Annotated in this window: 14 protein-coding genes; 5 read left to right on the plus strand and 9 right to left on the minus strand. The window is 64.4% G+C overall.

The annotated features are described in order from the left end of the window. Positions 1 to 17 precede the first annotated feature (17 nt). The 4 genes from J2R76_RS26435 to J2R76_RS26450 form a co-directional block, all read right to left on the minus strand. Complete coding sequence (locus J2R76_RS26435; protein WP_076824634.1) at positions 18 to 857, minus strand: M48 family metallopeptidase; 840 nt, start codon at positions 855 to 857, stop codon at positions 18 to 20. 198 nt (positions 858 to 1,055) lie between these two features. Beyond that, on the minus strand, positions 1,056 to 2,384 hold the full coding sequence (locus J2R76_RS26440) for a polyhydroxyalkanoate depolymerase (protein ID WP_028341465.1): 1,329 nt from the start codon (positions 2,382 to 2,384) through the stop codon (positions 1,056 to 1,058). A gap of 128 nt (positions 2,385 to 2,512) precedes the next feature. Further along, positions 2,513 to 3,337 carry an ABC transporter permease gene (locus J2R76_RS26445; protein ID WP_057015392.1) on the minus strand — a complete coding sequence of 275 codons (825 nt, stop codon included), beginning with the start codon at positions 3,335 to 3,337 and terminating at the stop codon, positions 2,513 to 2,515. Next, positions 3,334 to 4,140 (minus strand): ABC transporter ATP-binding protein, encoded by an 807-nt coding sequence (locus J2R76_RS26450; protein ID WP_076824748.1) that lies wholly within the window; start codon positions 4,138 to 4,140, stop codon positions 3,334 to 3,336. The genes J2R76_RS26445 and J2R76_RS26450 overlap by 4 nt, the downstream gene beginning before the upstream one ends. A gap of 141 nt (positions 4,141 to 4,281) precedes the next feature. Between J2R76_RS26450 and J2R76_RS26455 the strand changes: the two genes are divergently transcribed. Both J2R76_RS26455 and J2R76_RS26460 read left to right on the plus strand, forming a co-directional pair. Next, positions 4,282 to 5,601: an ActS/PrrB/RegB family redox-sensitive histidine kinase gene (locus J2R76_RS26455; protein WP_076824632.1), complete on the plus strand. Its 1,320-nt coding sequence runs from the start codon at positions 4,282 to 4,284 to the stop codon at positions 5,599 to 5,601. A 134-nt stretch (positions 5,602 to 5,735) separates the two neighbouring features. After that, positions 5,736 to 6,290: an ActR/PrrA/RegA family redox response regulator transcription factor gene (locus tag J2R76_RS26460; protein ID WP_016845514.1), complete on the plus strand. Its 555-nt coding sequence runs from the start codon at positions 5,736 to 5,738 to the stop codon at positions 6,288 to 6,290. A gap of 326 nt (positions 6,291 to 6,616) precedes the next feature. Here the strand turns inward: J2R76_RS26460 and J2R76_RS26465 are convergent, their stop codons facing one another. Further along, positions 6,617 to 7,102, minus strand: coding sequence for an MmcB family DNA repair protein (locus J2R76_RS26465; RefSeq protein WP_076824630.1), 486 nt, complete (start codon positions 7,100 to 7,102; stop codon positions 6,617 to 6,619). Between the two features lie 217 nt (positions 7,103 to 7,319). On the opposite strand from J2R76_RS26465, the gene J2R76_RS26470 reads away from it, so the two are divergent. After that, positions 7,320 to 9,020, plus strand: a complete 1,701-nt coding sequence (locus J2R76_RS26470; protein ID WP_076824628.1) for an alpha-amylase family protein — start codon at positions 7,320 to 7,322, stop codon at positions 9,018 to 9,020. Here the strand turns inward: J2R76_RS26470 and J2R76_RS26475 are convergent. Then, positions 9,008 to 10,615, minus strand: a complete 1,608-nt coding sequence (locus J2R76_RS26475) for an alpha-amylase family glycosyl hydrolase (RefSeq protein WP_076824626.1) — start codon at positions 10,613 to 10,615, stop codon at positions 9,008 to 9,010. The two genes, J2R76_RS26470 and J2R76_RS26475, sit on opposite strands and share 13 nt — an antisense overlap. A gap of 120 nt (positions 10,616 to 10,735) precedes the next feature. After that, entirely contained in the window at positions 10,736 to 11,548 is an 813-nt protein-coding gene (locus J2R76_RS26480; RefSeq protein ID WP_057015413.1) for an RMD1 family protein, read from the minus strand. A gap of 175 nt (positions 11,549 to 11,723) precedes the next feature. Here J2R76_RS26480 and J2R76_RS26485 point away from each other — a divergent pair, with 175 nt between their 5' ends. Beyond that, positions 11,724 to 12,392 carry an MBL fold metallo-hydrolase gene (locus J2R76_RS26485; protein WP_076824624.1) on the plus strand — a complete coding sequence of 223 codons (669 nt, stop codon included), beginning with the start codon at positions 11,724 to 11,726 and terminating at the stop codon, positions 12,390 to 12,392. On the opposite strand, the gene J2R76_RS26490 is transcribed toward J2R76_RS26485, so the two are convergent. Together J2R76_RS26490 and J2R76_RS26495 are read right to left on the minus strand one after the other, a co-directional pair. Then, on the minus strand, positions 12,393 to 13,568 hold the full coding sequence (locus J2R76_RS26490) for a PHB depolymerase family esterase (protein WP_057015412.1): 1,176 nt from the start codon (positions 13,566 to 13,568) through the stop codon (positions 12,393 to 12,395). A gap of 210 nt (positions 13,569 to 13,778) precedes the next feature. Beyond that, positions 13,779 to 15,185, minus strand: a complete 1,407-nt coding sequence (locus tag J2R76_RS26495) for an MFS transporter (RefSeq protein WP_076824622.1) — start codon at positions 15,183 to 15,185, stop codon at positions 13,779 to 13,781. Positions 15,186 to 15,457: 272 nt separating this feature from the next. Here J2R76_RS26495 and J2R76_RS26500 point away from each other — a divergent pair, with 272 nt between their 5' ends. Continuing rightward, positions 15,458 to 16,699, plus strand: coding sequence for an LLM class flavin-dependent oxidoreductase (locus J2R76_RS26500; protein ID WP_076824620.1), 1,242 nt, complete (start codon positions 15,458 to 15,460; stop codon positions 16,697 to 16,699). Positions 16,700 to 16,890: the final 191 nt, after the last annotated feature.

Below are 16,890 nucleotides of genomic sequence, written 5' to 3' on the forward strand. Positions count from 1 at the left end.
GGGGCGAACAGCGCGCCCTACTCCTGGATCCCGTAGCGGTGCAGGTCGTTGCCGTAGGTGTCGAGCCAGTTCTTGGCGCGCGTTACCGACGCGCAGACTTTGTCGACCACCCGCCAGAACCGCGCCGAGTGGTTCATCTCGACGAGATGGGCGACCTCATGCGCGGCGAGGTAATCGAGCACGAAGGGCGGCGCCAGGATCAGCCGCCATGAGAACGACAGCGAACCCGCCGAAGTACACGAGCCCCAGCGGCTGGACTGATCGCGGATCGAGATCCGGCGTACCCGCACGCCGAGTTCCGCGGCGTGAAGCTGCGCCGCCTTCTGCAGGTCCTTGCGCGCCTCGCGCTTGAGGAAGTCGTGCACGCGGCGATCCATGTACTCGACGCCGCCGGCGACGCAAATGATCCTCTCGCCGCTGTCGCGCGTCTCGGTCCACACCGTGCCGCGCTCGCCCGAGCGATGCACCAGGCGATGCGGCACGCCGCGCAACGGCACCACGGTGCCGGGCTGGAACGGCGCGGCCTTCGGCAAGCGGCCAAGACGGGCGGCGATCCAGCCGCCATGGAGATTGGCGAACTCCTTGGCTTCCGGAATCGTGCCGCGCGGCGGCATCGTCAGGATCGCTTCACGATCGGTTGGATGTATCCTGAGTGTGTAACGGCGCGCGCGCCTATGCCGGCGCAACCTGACGGTGAAGAACTGGGAGCCGTGTCTGACCAATACGGTCGCGGGTTCGGCAGGCCGCCGATAGAGGAGCGCGCGAGTAGCCATTTCTGAGAGTCCGGGGAGCAGGAGTTCGCCCGAACTTTGCCATATCCGCCGCCAGGGAAAGCGCTCGGCGCAAAAACAAATCATTTGCCCAATATACAGGGGTTGGCCGTTAATTGACCTCTACCGGCAGGGGCTGGAACCGGAATTTTTCCGATGAATCAAGGTTACGAAAAAGGCCCAAAGAATGAAATTACATTCACCCTTTGGGCCTTGCCCGATTTTGGATTCTTTTAGTTAAATCAGCGACTTGCGTGACCGCGAAAATCGCGGCCGGGGCGATACCTATTCGGCGGCGGCGACCAGCGAAAGCCGCGTATTGGCCGCCGAAACCATGAAATCGGAGATCCGCGGCACGATTTCGGACCGGAAACGCGAGCCGTTGAACACGCCATAGTGCCCGACGCCCTTCTGCACGTAATGCACGCGGCGATGGTTCGGGATCGCGGTGCAGAGCGCGTGCGTCGCCTCGGTTTGGCCAAGACCTGAGATGTCGTCCTTCTCGCCTTCGACCGTCATCAGCGCGACGCGGCGGATCTTCGACGGATCAACCGGCTTGCCGCGATGGGTCATCTCGCCCTTCGGCAGCGCGTGCTTGACGAAGACGAGGTCGACGGTCTGCAGGTAATATTCGGCGGTGAGATCCATCACCGCGAGATACTCGTCATAGAATTCGCGGTGCTTGTCGACGAGATCGCCGTCACCCTTGACCAGATTGGCGAACAGCGCCTTGTGCGCGTCCATGTGCCGGTCGAGGTTCATGCTGATGAAGCCATTGAGCTGCAGGAAGCCCGGATAGACGTCACGCATCACGCCCGGATGCGGGAACGGCACCTTGGTGATGACATTGTTGCGGAACCACTCGATGCCGCGCTCTTCGGCGAGGTTGTTGACCGCGGTCGGATTGCGCCTGGTGTCGATCGGCCCGCCCATCAGCGTCATCGACAGCGGCACGAACGGATCGTTGTTGGCTTCCATCACCGAAACCGCTGCCACGACAGGCACGGAAGGCTGGCACACCGCGATGACATGCATATTGCCGCCGAGCGCGTGCAGCATCTCGATCAGGTAGTCGACATAGTCCTCGAGATCGAACCGGCCAGCCGCGAGCGGCACCATGCGCGCGTCGGCCCAGTCGGTGATGTAGACCTCATGGGTCGGCAGGAACGCCTCGACTGTGCCGCGGAGCAGCGTCGCATAGTGACCCGACATCGGCGCCACGATCAGCACGCGCGGCTGCGGCGAGCGCAGCGGGCGCGTCAGCTTGCGATCGAAATGCAGCAGGCGGCAGAACGGCTTTTCCCAGATCGAACGGACCTCGACCGGAGTGCGGATGCCGTTGACCTCGGTCGTCGGCAGGTTCCATTCCGGCTTGCCGTAGCGGCGCGTGGTGCGCTCGAACAGCTCACAACCGGCGGCGATCGACTTGCCGAACTCGGTGTGGGTCCACGGATTGAGCGGGTTCTGAAACAGGATCTTGGTGGCGTCGGTTACCGCGCGCACCGGATTGAGCGACGCATGCGCCATCTCGTACATCCAGTACAACGGCGTCGTGAGTGCCGGGCTGCCTTCCGCCGCTAGTGGCGGGGCACCGCCAAATTCACCGATGGGCATAGTATTTTCAGACCCCTGTTTTGCGCCGCAGCATACTGACCAATGCGTAACAATGCGTCAATGCGCCGCGAGCCGAATCTGGGGGCGATATCGGGCTAAAAGGCCGAGAATCCACGAGAAAGTGACATTTATTCACCACCGCCGAGCAGCGACCCGTTGCGCTTGGCGCTCTGCAAAAGGGCAAGGAAGATCGCAAAAGAGGCAGCGAACAGGAACGCGTTGATGACCAGCGCCCACGCCATCAGGTCGGCGCGGAAGACGTGATCGATCAGAAGCGAGCGCATGCCTTCGAACACATAGGTCGGCGGCAGCGTCCAGGCGACAGCTTGCAGCCAGGCCGGCAGCACCTCGACCGGATAGTAGATGCAGGCGAGCGGCATCACCGCGAACATCAGCGTCCAGACGATGCTTTCCGCCCCTAACCCGTTGCGCAGCACGAGGCCCGAGGCGAACACGCCGACCGACCAACTCGTGAAGATCAGATTGCAGAAGAACGCGATCAGCGGCAGCCCGATGGCGTAGAAGTTGAAGCCGAAAAAGAACAGCGCCAGCAGCGTCATCGGGATCACGCCGATGGCGAGCCGGATCAGGCTCATGATCATCAGCGAGAGCAGGAATTCGATCGGCTTCAGCGGGCTCATCATCAGGTTGCCGAGGTTGCGTGCCCACATCTCCTCCAGGAACGAGATCGAGAAGCCGAGCTGCCCCCGGAACAGGATGTCCCACAGGATCACGGCACCGATCAGCGTGCCGCCCGCCTTGGCGAAGAAGCCGGATGCCTGCGAGATGTAATTCTGCAGGAAGCCCCAGGTGATGATCTGCAGTGCCGGCCAGTAGACCAACTCCAGGAGCCGCGGCCATGACGACATCAGGAGATACCAATAGCGCAGCACCATCGCGTTGATGCGTTGCAGTGAAATGGTGTGCTGGTGCTGGCTGACGAGTTCGCTCATGGTGTGTCCTCTGGCGCGCCCTCCCGCACCCGGCCGCGCGCCACGTCGAGAAACACCTCTTCCAGCGTGTCGCGGTTGTAGCGCGCCATGATCCGGTCGGGGCTGTCGTCGTCCTCGATCTTGCCGCGCTTCATGATGATGACGCGGTCGCAGAGGCGCTCGACCTCCAGCATGTTGTGTGACGCCAGCAGGATGGTCGCGTTATGGGTCTTGCGATAGGTCTCGAGATGCTGCCGCACCCAGTCGGCGGTATCCGGGTCGAGCGAGGCGGTCGGCTCGTCGAGCAGCAAGAGGTCCGGCTCGTTGATCAGCGCCTTCGCCAGCGCCACGCGGGTCTTCTGCCCGGCGGAGAGCTTGCCGTTGGAGCGGTCGAGGAATTCCTTGAGATCGAGATCGTCGGCGAGCTGGTCGATCCGCTCACGCAAACGCTGCACGGCATAGAGGCGCCCGAAAATGGTCAGGTTCTGCCGCACCGTGAGCCGCATCGGCATGTCGACGTAGGGGCTTTCGAAGTTCATCCGGCCGAGCACGTCGTAGCGCTGCTCGGGGATTCGTGCACCGAGCACCTCGACGCTGCCCGAGGTCGGCAGCACCAGGCCCATGATCATCGCGATCGTCGTGGTCTTGCCGGCGCCGTTGCCGCCGAGCAGGCCGGTGATGCTGCCGCGCGCGATGCGGAACGAGATGTCGTCGACCGCGCGGGTGGTCTTGTAGACCTTGACCAGATGCGCAACGTCGATCGCGGCCGACTCGCCTTGTTCAGCCGCCGGAGCTTGCCTCTGACCTGTCCCGACCTGTTGCATATGGCCGTCATTGAGCCATTGCGACAATAAGCGCAAGGCTCGGCGGTAATTAAAGGCTTGGCGGTAATTAAAGGCTCGCCCCGCATCGTTGCGCTAAGTCGCGAATTTGTGCGCCGCCCACGGCACAGCTAAGGTCCCGGGATGACCGACGTCGCTTCCGATTTCCGCCAACCCCGCCGCTACGTCCGCCTCGATACGATCCTGCGGCTGCGCTGGCTCGCCGCGCTCGGCCAGCTCGTCGCCATCTTCATCGTGGCGCAGGGACTGGAATTCGACGTTCCGATCGTCCCATGCGTCACCATCGTGACGTTCTCGGCGCTGCTCAATCTGGCGCTGCAGATCGCCTTCAACCCGATGCAGCGGCTGGAGCCGGCCTATGCCGCCGCCCTGCTCGCCTTCAACATCGTCGAGCTCGGCGGGCTCCTGTACTTCACCGGCGGATTGCAGAACCCGTTCTCGTTCCTGTTCCTGGCACCGGTCCTGATCTCGGCCACCGTGCTGCCGATCCGGCTGACGATAGCGCTCGGCTGCCTTGCGGTCGCCTGCGCCTCGGCGCTGTTCTTCTACCATCTGCCGCTGCCTTGGGACGCCGACGATCCCTTGGTGCTGCCGCCGATCTATTTGATCGGCGTCTGGCTTTCGATCCTGCTCGCGATCGGTGTCACCAGTCTTTACGCATTCCAGGTGACGGAGGAAGCGCGCCAGCTCTCCGATGCGCTGGCCGCGACCGAACTGGTACTGACACGCGAACAGCACCTGACTCAGCTCGACGGCCTCGCCGCCGCCGCCGCGCATGAGCTCGGAACGCCGCTGTCGACGATCTTCCTGATCTCGCGCGAGCTCGAGAAGACGGTGCATGACGCGGCGATCGCCGGCGACCTCAAGACCCTGCGTGAGCAGGCGCAGCGCTGCCGCGACATCCTGAGCAAGATCGCGCAATTGTCATCGAGCGGTGCGCCGTTCGACACCATGAAGCTGTCGACCTTGATCGAGGAGGCGGTGGCGCCGCATCGCGATTTCGGCATCAACATCAAGGTGCGGCTTGCTGTCGCAGCAACGCCTGAACCGGTCGCCGCGCGCAATCCGGCGATCCTCTATGGCGTCGGAAACATTCTCGAAAATGCGGTCGATTTCGCGCACCAGACCGTCGAGGTGAACGCGTGGTGGAACGCCGAGACCGTTGAAGTCGTCGTCTCCGACGACGGTCCGGGCATCGCGCCCGACATGCTGAAGCGGATCGGCGAGCCGTATCTGTCGCGTCGCCGAGGTGCGGATGAGGCCCAAAACCCACGTGGGGGCCTCGGTCTGGGCGTTTTCATCGCAAGGACGCTGCTGGAACGCACTGGCGCCAAGGTGTCGTTTACCAATCGCACCTTTCCCGATCACGGCGCCGTGGTGCAGATCGTCTGGCCGCGCGAGCGCTTCGAGGAAGCCGCGCCTGGCGACGAAACCGAATCCTAAGAACGATTCTTAATCGCGACCCTGGCATTACGGATGCATTGCTCTTTCCGGACAAGCACGCGACTTTCGGCTGCCTTGGCAGCGCCGCAGTAGGACCCCATATAATAGGGGTCTGCCACAGGGAAAAATGGATCGTGAACGCCATCACTGAACTGAATGACCATGCCGACCGCTCGCTCCTCATCGTCGAGGACGACAAGCCGTTCCTGGAACGCCTGTCGCGCGCGATGGAGACGCGGGGTTTCGCGGTGAAGTCATGCGACACGGTATCTGATGGTCTCGCCGAGATCGGCCGCGCCGCGCCCGCTTTCGCAGTCGTCGATCTTCGCCTCGGCGACGGCAACGGCCTCGACGTCGTTTCGGCGTTGAAGCGCAAGCGCCCCGAGGCGCGCGCGATCGTGCTGACCGGCTACGGCAACATCGCCACCGCCGTCACCGCGGTGAAGATGGGCGCCGTCGATTATCTCTCGAAGCCCGCCGACGCCGATGACGTCGTCGCCGCGCTGCTCGCGACCGGCACCGAGAAGTCCGAGCTGCCGGCCAATCCGATGTCGGCGGACCGCGTGCGCTGGGAGCACATCCAGCGCATCTACGAGATGTGCAACCGCAACGTCTCGGAGACCGCGCGCCGCCTCAACATGCACCGCCGCACCTTGCAGCGCATCCTCGCCAAGCGCGCCCCGCGGTAAGCGATACTTCATTTGCTTTCGCGATGGCCGGGCTCCTCCCGGCCATTTGCTTTTGTAGGGTGGGCAGCTTCGTAGGATGGGTGGAGCGAAGCGATACCCATCCTCTCTCCCGGTGTCCCGAAGCTGATGGGTTTCGCTTCGATCTACCCATCCTACGGAATCCAACAAGCTGTCCGTCACCCTGAGGAGCGCGCCCTTGCGCGCGTCTCGAAGGGTCGACGGCCACCAGCCCGGCCGAACCATCCTTCGAGGCTCGCTCCGCTCGCGCCCCCGGCGACAAAGGCGAGGCCTTTGCGCGGGATGACGGGGCAACAGCATGTTATTCGCTAAAACTCGGCGTGCCCCTGCGGATCGACCAGCCGGTTGATGCGCTGCGCCGCGGCCATGGCAAAGCGCACCGTCATCGCCTTGCGGGTGGCCGCCGGCAGCCGATGCTCCGGCGCCTCGCAATGCAGATGCGCGCCATAGGCGTCGGCGATGATCAAACCGGTGTCGACGGGAAAGATCTCGCACGGCAGATCCTGCGTGAAGGCGAAGAACAGCCGGTCGCAATGCATCCGGTAATCCTGCCATTTCTGGTCGGCGCGCAGATCCTCGACCGATGACTTGATCTCAACGATCCAGATCTCGCCGCGCTCGTTCAGCGCGACCAGATCGGCTCTTCGGCCGGACGGCAGCGGCAATTCGCTGATGCAGGAAAATCCCAGCGATCTCAGAAGCCTCGCCGTGCCGCGCGCGATCGCAAGCGCAGTCTCCGACTGGCGTCGGTCGGGCGCGGGCACAAGCGCGATCTGGCGGGCGGATGAGTCCATAGAGCGAAGATTAGCCGATTCCACGAGCGCATGATCCGGAAAAGTGGAAGCCGGCTTTCCGCGGAGATCATGCTCCCACCGATAGAGCGCGGCAGCGTCAGGCCGGCACGGAGCGTTGTCCGGCTCCGTTGCGGGACGGCGCTCCACAGGAACCCGTCGCCGCCTCACCGCTTATCCTCCCGGCCGCCGCCACAGGTGGACTGGTGAGGATTGCCTGGTGATCGACGACCTCTGGTACAAGAACGGAGTGATCTACTGCCTGTCGGTTGGCACCTACATGGATGCCAACGGCGATGGCATCGGTGATTTCAGCGGTCTGCTCCGGCGCCTGGACTATTTGCACGGGCTCGGCATCACCGCGATCTGGCTGATGCCATTTCAGCCTTCGCCCAACAGGGACGACGGCTACGACATCTCGGATTATTACGACGTCGATCCGCGCTACGGCACGCTGGGCGATTTCGTTGAATTTACCCATGGCTGCCAGCAGCGCGGCATCCGCGTCATCATCGACCTCGTCGTCAATCACACCTCGGATCAGCACGACTGGTTTCGATCGGCGCGCAGCTCGAAGGACTCGCCGTACCGCGATTGGTATGTCTGGTCGGACAGGAAGCCCGCCAATGCCAACACCGGCATGGTGTTTCCCGGCGTTCAGAAATCGACCTGGACGCGCGACAAGCAAGCCGGCGCCTGGTACTTTCACCGCTTCTACGATTTCCAGCCGGACCTCAACACATCGAACCCGCATGTGCAGGCCGAGATCCTCAAGATCATGGGGTTCTGGATTCAGCTCGGCGTCTCGGGCTTCCGCATGGACGCCGTGCCCTTCGTGATCGCGACCAAGGGCGCCTCCAGGCGCAAGCCGGTCGAGCAGTACGACATGCTGCGATCGTTTCGGGAATTCCTGCAATGGCGCCAGGGCAACGCGATCATCCTCGCTGAAGCCAACGTATTGCCCGAGACGGACATGGAATATTTCGGGCGTGACGGCGACCGGATGCACATGATGTTCAACTTCCATGTCAATCAGCATCTGTTCTACGCGCTGGCGTCGGCGGATACGAAGCCGTTGGCGAAGGCACTGACGGCGACCAAGCCACGGCCCGCGACCGCACAATGGGGCTTGTTCCTGCGCAATCATGATGAACTCGACCTCGGCCGCCTGTCGAAGCCGCAGCGCGAAACGGTGTTCGAGGCATTCGGTGCCGACAAGAGCATGCAGCTCTACGACCGGGGCATCCGGCGACGGCTTGCGCCCATGCTGGGCGGCGACCGCCGACGCATCGAGCTCGCTTACAGCGTGATGTGCACGCTTCCCGGCACGCCCGTGATCCGCTACGGCGATGAGCTCGGCATGGGCGACAATCTCGACCTGCCCGAACGCGGTTGCGCGCGCACACCGATGCAATGGTCGACCGAGCCACACGCCGGCTTCACCGAGAGCGATCGGCCATGTGTGCCCGTCATCGACAATGGACCGTATGGCTATGAGCACGTCAACGCGGCCAAGCAACGGCGCGACCCCAATTCGATGCTGAACTGGACCGAGCGCATCGTCCGCATGCGCAAGGAAGTCCCCGAGGTCGGCTGGGGAGATTTCAAGGTTATCGCAAGCCGCAATCCCGCCATCCTGATCATCCGCTACGACTGGCGTAACAACTCGGTGCTGTTCGTGCACAACTTCGCGGAAAAGCCGCTCGAGATATCGTTCAACGTCGGTCTGCCCGACGACGCCGGCAAACTCCTCGTCAATCTCCTGACCGAGGACCACAGCCGCGCCGACGAGGCCGGTCGCCACAAGCTTCTGATCGAGGCCTACGGCTATCGCTGGTATCGGGTCGGTGGGCTCGACTATCTGCTCAAGCGCAGCGACATCGATACCATGGAGCCCCGCACCCGGCGTCAATCGTCCTGATGTGGTCCGAGGATCACGCCCTCATTGGGGCGCAGATCGAGCACGCCTTCGACCTTCTCGCCCTGCCGGTCCATCAAGGTCGACAGCAGGACCTCATTGCTGAAGCCGATCGCGCTCGAGGAGACCGACGCGGCGGCCGCGCCGAAGTTCAGCGCGATCACGGCGACGCCCTCAGTGCTGCGCCGCCGGTAGAGCAGCACATCACCGTGCGCCGCCACCGGCTCATAGCTGCCATGGACGAGCTGCGGCAGCCTTCGCCGCAGCGCGATCAGCGCCTTGTAGAGATTGAGGATCGACGTCCTCTCGGCTTCGAGACTTGCGACATTGTCGCTGGCAAAATCCTGCGCCAGCGGCAGCCACGGCGGAGCCGTCGAGAAGCCGGCATGGCGCTCGGCGCTCCATTGCATCGGAGTGCGGCAGCCGTCACGGCCGACGCCGATATCCGGCACGTTCTTCTCGAAGGGGTCGCGCACCTGATCCGGCGCAATCGCAACCTGACGCATGCCGATCTCGTCGCCGTAATAGAGCGTAGGCGTGCCGCGCAGCGTCAGCAGCAGCATCGCGGCGACCGGCGCCTGCGCCGGCCCCACCCGGCTCGCCACCCGCGGCCGATCGTGGTTGCCGAGCACCCAGTTCGGCCATGCCCCCGGCGGCAGCGCCTTTTCGTAGTCGGCGATGATCATCTCGACCGATCGCGCGCTCCACAAGGTCGACAGCAGCGCAAAGTTGAACGGCATCTGCGCGCCGCGCAGATCGTTGCCGTAATAGGCGACCAGCCGATGCAGCGGCAGATAGATCTCGCCGATCAGCACGCGGTTGTCGAATTCCTCGGTGACGCCGCGCATCTCGGTGATGACGGTGTGCACCTCGAGCTGATCGGTCGAATATTGCGTCAGCAGCTTCTCGTGCGGCGGTCGGCCCGCGCGATAATGCGGGTTTGTCGGGTTATCGCGGAAGTCGGCATCCTTGATCAGGTGCCAGATCACGTCGACGCGAAAACCGTCGACACCCTTGCGCAGCCAGAAGCGCATCACGTCGTAGATCGCGTCCCTGACCTCGCGATTGCGCCAGTTGAGATCGGGCTGCTGCGCGAGGAAGGCGTGATAATAGTATTGGCCTGAGGCCTCGTCATACGCCCAGGCGCTGCCGCCGAACTCGGACAGCCAGTTGTTGGGCGGGCCGCCGTCCGGCGCCGGATCGCGCCAGATGTACCAGTCGCGCTTAGGGTTATCGCGCGAGCTCTTCGCCTCGATGAACCATTGGTGCTGGTCGGATGTGTGGTTCGGCACCAGATCGAGGATCAGCTTGAGGCCGGAATCGTGCGCGGCCGCGACCAGCGCGTCGAAATCCTCCATCGTCCCGAACAGCGGGTCGATGCCGGTGTAATCGGAGATATCGTAACCGAAATCGGCCATCGGCGACGGGAAGATCGGCGACAGCCAGACCGCGTCGACGCCAAGCCGCGTCAGATAGGGCAGCCGCGTGATGATCCCCTTGAGATCGCCGACGCCGTCACCGTCGCTATCCGCGAACGAGCGCGGATAGACCTGATAGAAAATGCCGCGCCGCCACCAGTCCCTGCTGTCCTGATCCATCCCGTCCCCCCAAGCTCGCAGCCCGGCCCAGGCCGCTCCGCGCCCGGAGTGGCCGATCGGCTCAGGGATGACGCACAATTCGGGACGGAAAGATGGCCGGATTCGGCCGCTGTAGCCCGTTCAATGCCGGGCCATCGCCAGCTGATAGATGGTGATCAGCACCTCGAACAGGATCAGGAAGACGATGATCAGCTCCAGCCGCAGCGAGCGGCTGGTGTCGATGATGTCGGTCAGCACCTGCGCGGTTTCGGCGACGACTGCGAGCTTGCGGTTCAGCGACTCCGCACGCTCCTTCAATTCATACTCGTCCTCGAGCCGTGCGTAGAGGCGCTCGAGCTGCGGCTTGTCCCAGAGGATATCGGGCTTCTCCGACACTTCCACCGGCCCGGCCACGCGATGCCGCACCAGCAGCGCGTTGCCGATGTGCTTGAGGATCGCAACGCGGCCGCGATGGACGCGGCCGCCCTTGGCGAGCTCACGCGCAAGCGGCTCGGTCGTGTCGAAGACTGCCCGGACCTCGCGCTCGTGCCGCGCCAGCACCACGCTTTTCGCCAACGCCTCGCCGACCAGGATCAGCCGCTCCGGCGAGAGGCCCTGCAGATAGATCGGGCCGCCCGGCGGAATCTGATCCTCCTTCTCGGCGGCGAGCTCGATGATTGCGATCTCCTCCTCGCGCCGCGTGAACAGGCCGGTCATGCGCGACTGCAGGCTGCGCAGGAATTCATCCTCCTCCAGCGCATTGAGGCCGATCAGCACGACGACGCCGTAGCGGAACAGGATCGCCACGCCGTTTTCATTGACGCGAAACGCCAGCGGCGTCGTGGCCAGCACGTCGCCGCGCTCGAGGCCCGACGTGTTGATGCGATCCGCGACGAAGAAGGCGCGCGCGGTGGTCCGGGGTCCGCCGAGCGGTGATTTGGAAGCCTGGGTCATGAAGTTCCGGACTGCGAGGACTTGAATCATGATCGAGAGCAGCCGCGTACCGGCCCGCTCACGAACTTCTTCTGCTGGAGGTGACCTTATCACGGTCCGTTTTGGGATCACACGCCGGGGCAGCCGCATTTCCAGCGCGTGTTGACGGCGTTTCCCGGAAGCCTATGGTGCCCCCATGAACGAGACAACCGACACCAAACCGAAGGCCGGCGCGATCATCGTGCCGGTGACGCTGTTCGAGCAGAACTGCACCATCATCTGGCACGAGCCCACCAAGAAGGCCGTGGTGATCGACCCGGGCGGCGACGTGCCGAAGATCCAGGCCGCGATCAAGCAGACCGGCGTGACGGTCGAGAAGATCTGGCTGACCCACGGTCATATCGACCATGTCGGCGGCGCCGCCGAACTGCGCGACGCGCTGCAGGTCAAGATCGAGGGCCCGCATATCGCCGACAAATATCTGCTCGACAATGTCGTCTCGAGCGGCGCGCGCTTCGGCATGACCGGGGTGCGCAATTTCGGGCCTGACCGCTGGCTCGATGAGGGCGATCAGGTCTCGATCGGCGACCTCACCTTCGACATCCTGCACTGCCCCGGCCACTCACCGGGCAGCGTGGTGTTCTTCAACAAGGAGCTGCGCTTCGCCCATGTCGGCGACGTGCTGTTCGCCGGCTCGGTCGGACGCACCGATTTGCCCGGGGGCAGCCACCCGACCCTGATCCAGTCGATCAAGGACAAGCTGCTGCCGCTCGGCGACGATGTCGGCTTCATCTGCGGCCATGGCGCCGGATCGAACATCGGCCAGGAGCGGATGACGAATCCGTTCCTGACCGGCGAGATGTAGCTACTTCATCAGCCCCGCGGCGGTGAGCGCCCGCGTGATGACGCCGCCGACATCGACACCCTTGCTCCGTCGCTTGCGCGGCCGATCGCTCTTGCGGCCGGATGCCACCTCCGGCTCGGCCGCGGGCACCGGTACCGTCATCGAGACCGTGTCAGCGCGCTCGCGCGGAATTCCGGTCGGCGCGATATGCGGCTGACGGACCTTGTCGGTCAGGCCGAAGAAGCTCGCGATGTGATAGGAGGAGGAGATCCCGGCCTCGATCAGGAACGCGCCCTCCACGCCATAGCGCTCGTCATTGTCGGCAAGCCCGAGCGGCGTGCCATGCGCCATGTCGGCGATGGTGTAGGACTCGACCAGCGTTTCGCCGTCGGCGTTCCACCACACCTCGCGCGGATGGCCGTCGACATCCGCCTTCGACATCGCGGCAAGCGGCAGGCCGTGCACGTCGAGCCACTGCCGCACGATTGCATCGGCATTGCCGGGATGCACGGTGCGGTCGGCACTGCCGTGCCACACCGAAATCTTCGGCCAGGCGCCGCCATGCGTCGACGCGTTGCGCACCAGACCGCCGAGCTCGGGCGCGGAGAGCGCGCTGCCATGCATCATCGCGTGCAGCGCTTCGCGCAGATCGGTGGCGACGCCGAACGGCAGGCCGGCGATGATGGCGCCGGCCGCGAACACATCCGGATAGGTCGCGAGCATGACCGAGGCCATCGCGCCGCCGGCGGACAGACCCGTCACATAGATGCGGCGCGGGTCGATCTCATGCGTGCCGACCAGATGCGCGATCATCTGCCTGATCGACGCGGCCTCGCCCTGCCCGCGCGCGATGTCTTGCGGGTTGAACCAGTTGAAGCAGGTGTTGCCGTTGTTCAACGCCTGCTGCTCCGGCATCAGCAGTGCGAAGCCGTAATGCGCCGCAAGCGCCGACCAGCCGGCACCGAGATCGTAGGACGCTGCAGTCTGGCCGCAGCCATGCAGCACCACGACGAGCGCGGGTGACCGCGCCAGCTGCGCGGGCACGAACGAGAACATCTTCAGATCGCCGGGGTTGACGCCGAATTCGGTCGTCTCGACGAGCGGCGTCGGCACGGCCGGCGCGAGTGCGCCAAGGCCGCTGAACGCGTTCATCTTCGGCAGATGACGCAGAAATTCGACGTTGTTGATCAGGGACAACAGCAACTCCTGAGGTGATTTGGTCTTCTGTGTCACCCGATCAGATAATTGCTGCACTGCAAAATGAAAAGGCCGTGTGCTGTCTTTCCCTGCGGAATTTGTGAGAATCGGCGTTAATGCGTGATCGCGCTGCGAGCCGGCCGAAATAGTTGCCATAGCACCTTGTTTGAGCACCAACTTTTCAGGAATGCGCGCCGCGTGGCGCCGGATTCACGCCGTGGCGCGGCGCATCCATGACAGAAATGCGGCTGAAATTGCGATCGACAGCACAAACAATGCGCATGCCGCAAACAGCGCCAGACGTGCTGACATCGTACTCTCGATTGCGAAGAAGACTGCGCCGATCGCGGCAACGCCGGCCGCGTTGCCGATCTGCGTCGTCGTGCCGTACATGCCGGAGCCGGCACCGGCGCTGGCGGGCCGCACGCTCGCGAGCACCGCGCTCGACAATGGCGCCATGACAAGCCCCTGGCCGTAGCCGAAGATCATCAGCGCCAGCGCGAGCAGCAGTGCCGACGGTGCCGCGACCACCTCAATTGTCGCGACGAGCACGGCGAGACCGACGATCTGCAGCGCACAGCCCTCGATCAGCACCAGCGTGCCGCGATGCCTTGCGCGCACGCCGCTGTGACGCGAGGCAACCACGAAGGTCAGCGCCAGCGGCACGAACACCAGCCCGGCCTGTAGCGGCGGAATCTGCAAGCCCTTCTGCATGAACATGGTCATGATCAGGTAGAACGACAGGTTGGCGAAGAAGAAGAAAAACACCGCGACCAGGCCGCGCATGAAGGCGCGATCCGACAGCAGCGACAGATCGATCAGCGGCATGCCGCCGCGGCGCGCGACGGACCGCTCGAGCCGCACGAAGGTCGCGATCACAGCGATGCCCACGGCCATCACCAGCCAGACCCATGCCGTCCAGTTGAGATCATGGCCAAACAGCAGCGGACCGATCAGGCACAGCAGGCCCGCGAACAGCACGATCGCGCCCGGGATATCGAGCCGCGTGCCGGCCCGGCGCGGCACCGTCGGCATGATCTTCAATGCCGCCGCGATGATGACGACGCCGCACGGCACGTTGACGAAAAACACCGCGCGCCAGCCGAGCCCGGCGAGGTCGAGCGTCACCAACACGCCGCCGAGCATGAAGCCGGCGGCGCCGGCGAGCCCCAGCACGATGCCGTAGATGCCGAACGCCCGCGCGCGGGCGGCGCCCGAGAACAACAGATGCAGCGTCGCCAGCACCTGCGGCACCATCAGCGCCGCGGTCGCACCCTGCGCCAGCCGGGCGATGATCAGCTCTGGTCCGGACTGCGCGAGACCACACCACAGCGAGGTCACCGAGAATCCGGCGACGCCGGCGATGAACACGTTCCTGGTGCCATGGATGTCGCCAAGCCGGCCGCCGGTGACCACCAGCGTGGCATAGGCGATCAGGTAGATCGCGATCACGGCCTCGATCTCTGCCGGCGTCGCGTGCAGCTCCGCCGCGATCGTCGGGATCGCGACGTTGACGATGAAGGCATCGACCCCGAACATGAATTGCGCCGACACTACGATCGCCAGCACCCACCAGCGGCGGGACGTGTCCGCTCGCGTCGAAACGATCTGGTGCATGTCCTGTCCTGCCCGAAATGACGTTATAGCGGACATCAGCAGATTCCGGTCATCGCTTCGATTACCTGCGAGGTAAGCCCGGGATCACAGACGCTCGAGCCCCGGCTGCCAATTTGCGTTGACGCGCTAGGAAACATTCCGGACGGCGGCAATCGCCGCCGATTTGCGCAACAACCATGCGACCGCCGCAACCCCCGAGCATTGCCTTGCCCCGGGCCACCCCGTAGGTTGGCGGAAAGCCCCCGATAACAATAGTCCGGAGAGAACGACCCATGGCGCGCCTCAAGTTCGGAGCCTTCCTCGCCCCGCATCACCCGATCGGCGAGCATCCGATGCTGCAATTCCGCCGCGACCTCGATTTCGTCGAGCAGCTCGACGCGCTCGGTTACGACGAATTCTGGTGCGGCGAGCACCACTCCTCGGGCTGGGAGACCATCGCCTCGCCGGAAATGTTCCTGGCCGCCGCCGGCGAGCGCACCAAGCGCATCAAGCTCGGCACCGGCGTGGTCTCGCTGCCCTATCACCACCCCTTCAACGTCGCGCAGCGCATGGTGCAGCTCGACCATATGACCGGCGGCCGCGCCATCTTCGGCTCCGGCCCCGGCGCGCTCGCTTCCGACGCCCACACGCTCGGCATCGACCCGATGACCCAGCGCGATCGCCAGGACGAGGCGATCGCGGTGATCCGCCGCCTGTTCAACGGCGAGCGCGTCACCGCCAAGACTGACTGGTTCGAGATGCACGACGCCGCGTTGCAGATCCTGCCGCTGCAGGAGGACATGCCGTTCGTGGTGGCCTCGCAGATCTCGCCGTCGGGCATGACGCTCGCCGGCAAATACGGCATCGGCATCATCTCGCTGGGCTCGATGTCGACCCAGGGCTTGATGGCGCTGCCGCAGCAATGGCAGTTCGCCGAGGATGCCGCCAAGAAGGCCGGCACCACGGTGAGCCGCGCCAACTGGCGCGTGCTGCTGTCCTGGCACATCGCCGAGACCCGCGAGCAGGCGCGGCGCGAGGCCGGTGCCGGGCTGATGCGCTGGCACAACGAATATAACGTCGGCACCCTGATGCGGCCGGGCCTGACCGCGTTCTCCTCGCCCGATGAGGCCGTCGACAAGACCGCGTTCGTCGAAGGCGCCGCGTCCACCATCGGCACGCCGGATGATCTGATCAAGATGATCAAGAACCTGGTCGATGTGTCGGGCGGCGTCGGCTCGATCATCGGCTTCGCGCACGACTGGGCCAATCCGGAAAATACCCGCCGCAGCTGGGACATGGTCGCGCGCTATGTCGTGCCCGAGATCAATGGCTATATCGACGGCCTGCGCAAGTCGCGCCAGTTCCTGATCGACAACCGCGCCGTGTTCGAGCGCGCCGGCCAGGCTGTCATGGCCAAGATCATGCAGAACGACAAGGCCGCCGCCGCCCTCCAGCAAACCGGCCCCGGCCGCGTCGCGATCCCCGCCGTGAACGCACCGGATCTTACTAAGGCCGCGGCGAAACAGAAGGCGTGATTTGTGATCCTTCCTGGAGGAAGAAAAAGCGCTGGAGGAAGAAAGAACGCCAGCTCGCGCCACACCCACCGCCGTCGTCCCGGCGCAGGCTGGGACCCATACGCCGCGGCGGGTGTTGTGAAAGGGGCTCGTCCTTCCAGCATTGGGCAACAATCACCATTCGTGGTTATGGGTCCCGGCCTGCGCCGGGA

This window comes from Bradyrhizobium sp. USDA 4532 (assembly GCF_024171315.1).
Classification (GTDB): Bacteria; Pseudomonadota; Alphaproteobacteria; order Rhizobiales; family Xanthobacteraceae; genus Bradyrhizobium; species Bradyrhizobium australafricanum.

Excerpts from the sequence above, each read along its gene's own strand:
- J2R76_RS26445 (WP_057015392.1), bottom strand. The coding sequence starts at position 3,337 with ATGAGCGAACTCGTCAGCCAGCACCAGCACACCATTTCACTGCAACGC.
- J2R76_RS26450 (WP_076824748.1), bottom strand. The coding sequence starts at position 4,140 with ATGCAACAGGTCGGGACAGGTCAGAGGCAAGCTCCGGCGGCTGAACAA.
- J2R76_RS26495 (WP_076824622.1), bottom strand. The coding sequence starts at position 15,185 with ATGCACCAGATCGTTTCGACGCGAGCGGACACGTCCCGCCGCTGGTGG.
- J2R76_RS26440 (WP_028341465.1), bottom strand. The coding sequence starts at position 2,384 with ATGCCCATCGGTGAATTTGGCGGTGCCCCGCCACTAGCGGCGGAAGGC.
- J2R76_RS26480 (WP_057015413.1), bottom strand. The coding sequence starts at position 11,548 with ATGACCCAGGCTTCCAAATCACCGCTCGGCGGACCCCGGACCACCGCG.
- J2R76_RS26465 (WP_076824630.1), bottom strand. The coding sequence starts at position 7,102 with ATGGACTCATCCGCCCGCCAGATCGCGCTTGTGCCCGCGCCCGACCGA.
- J2R76_RS26435 (WP_076824634.1), bottom strand. The coding sequence starts at position 857 with ATGATTTGTTTTTGCGCCGAGCGCTTTCCCTGGCGGCGGATATGGCAA.
- J2R76_RS26500 (WP_076824620.1), top strand. The coding sequence starts at position 15,458 with ATGGCGCGCCTCAAGTTCGGAGCCTTCCTCGCCCCGCATCACCCGATC.
- J2R76_RS26455 (WP_076824632.1), top strand. The coding sequence starts at position 4,282 with ATGACCGACGTCGCTTCCGATTTCCGCCAACCCCGCCGCTACGTCCGC.
- J2R76_RS26485 (WP_076824624.1), top strand. The coding sequence starts at position 11,724 with ATGAACGAGACAACCGACACCAAACCGAAGGCCGGCGCGATCATCGTG.
- J2R76_RS26475 (WP_076824626.1), bottom strand. The coding sequence starts at position 10,615 with ATGGATCAGGACAGCAGGGACTGGTGGCGGCGCGGCATTTTCTATCAG.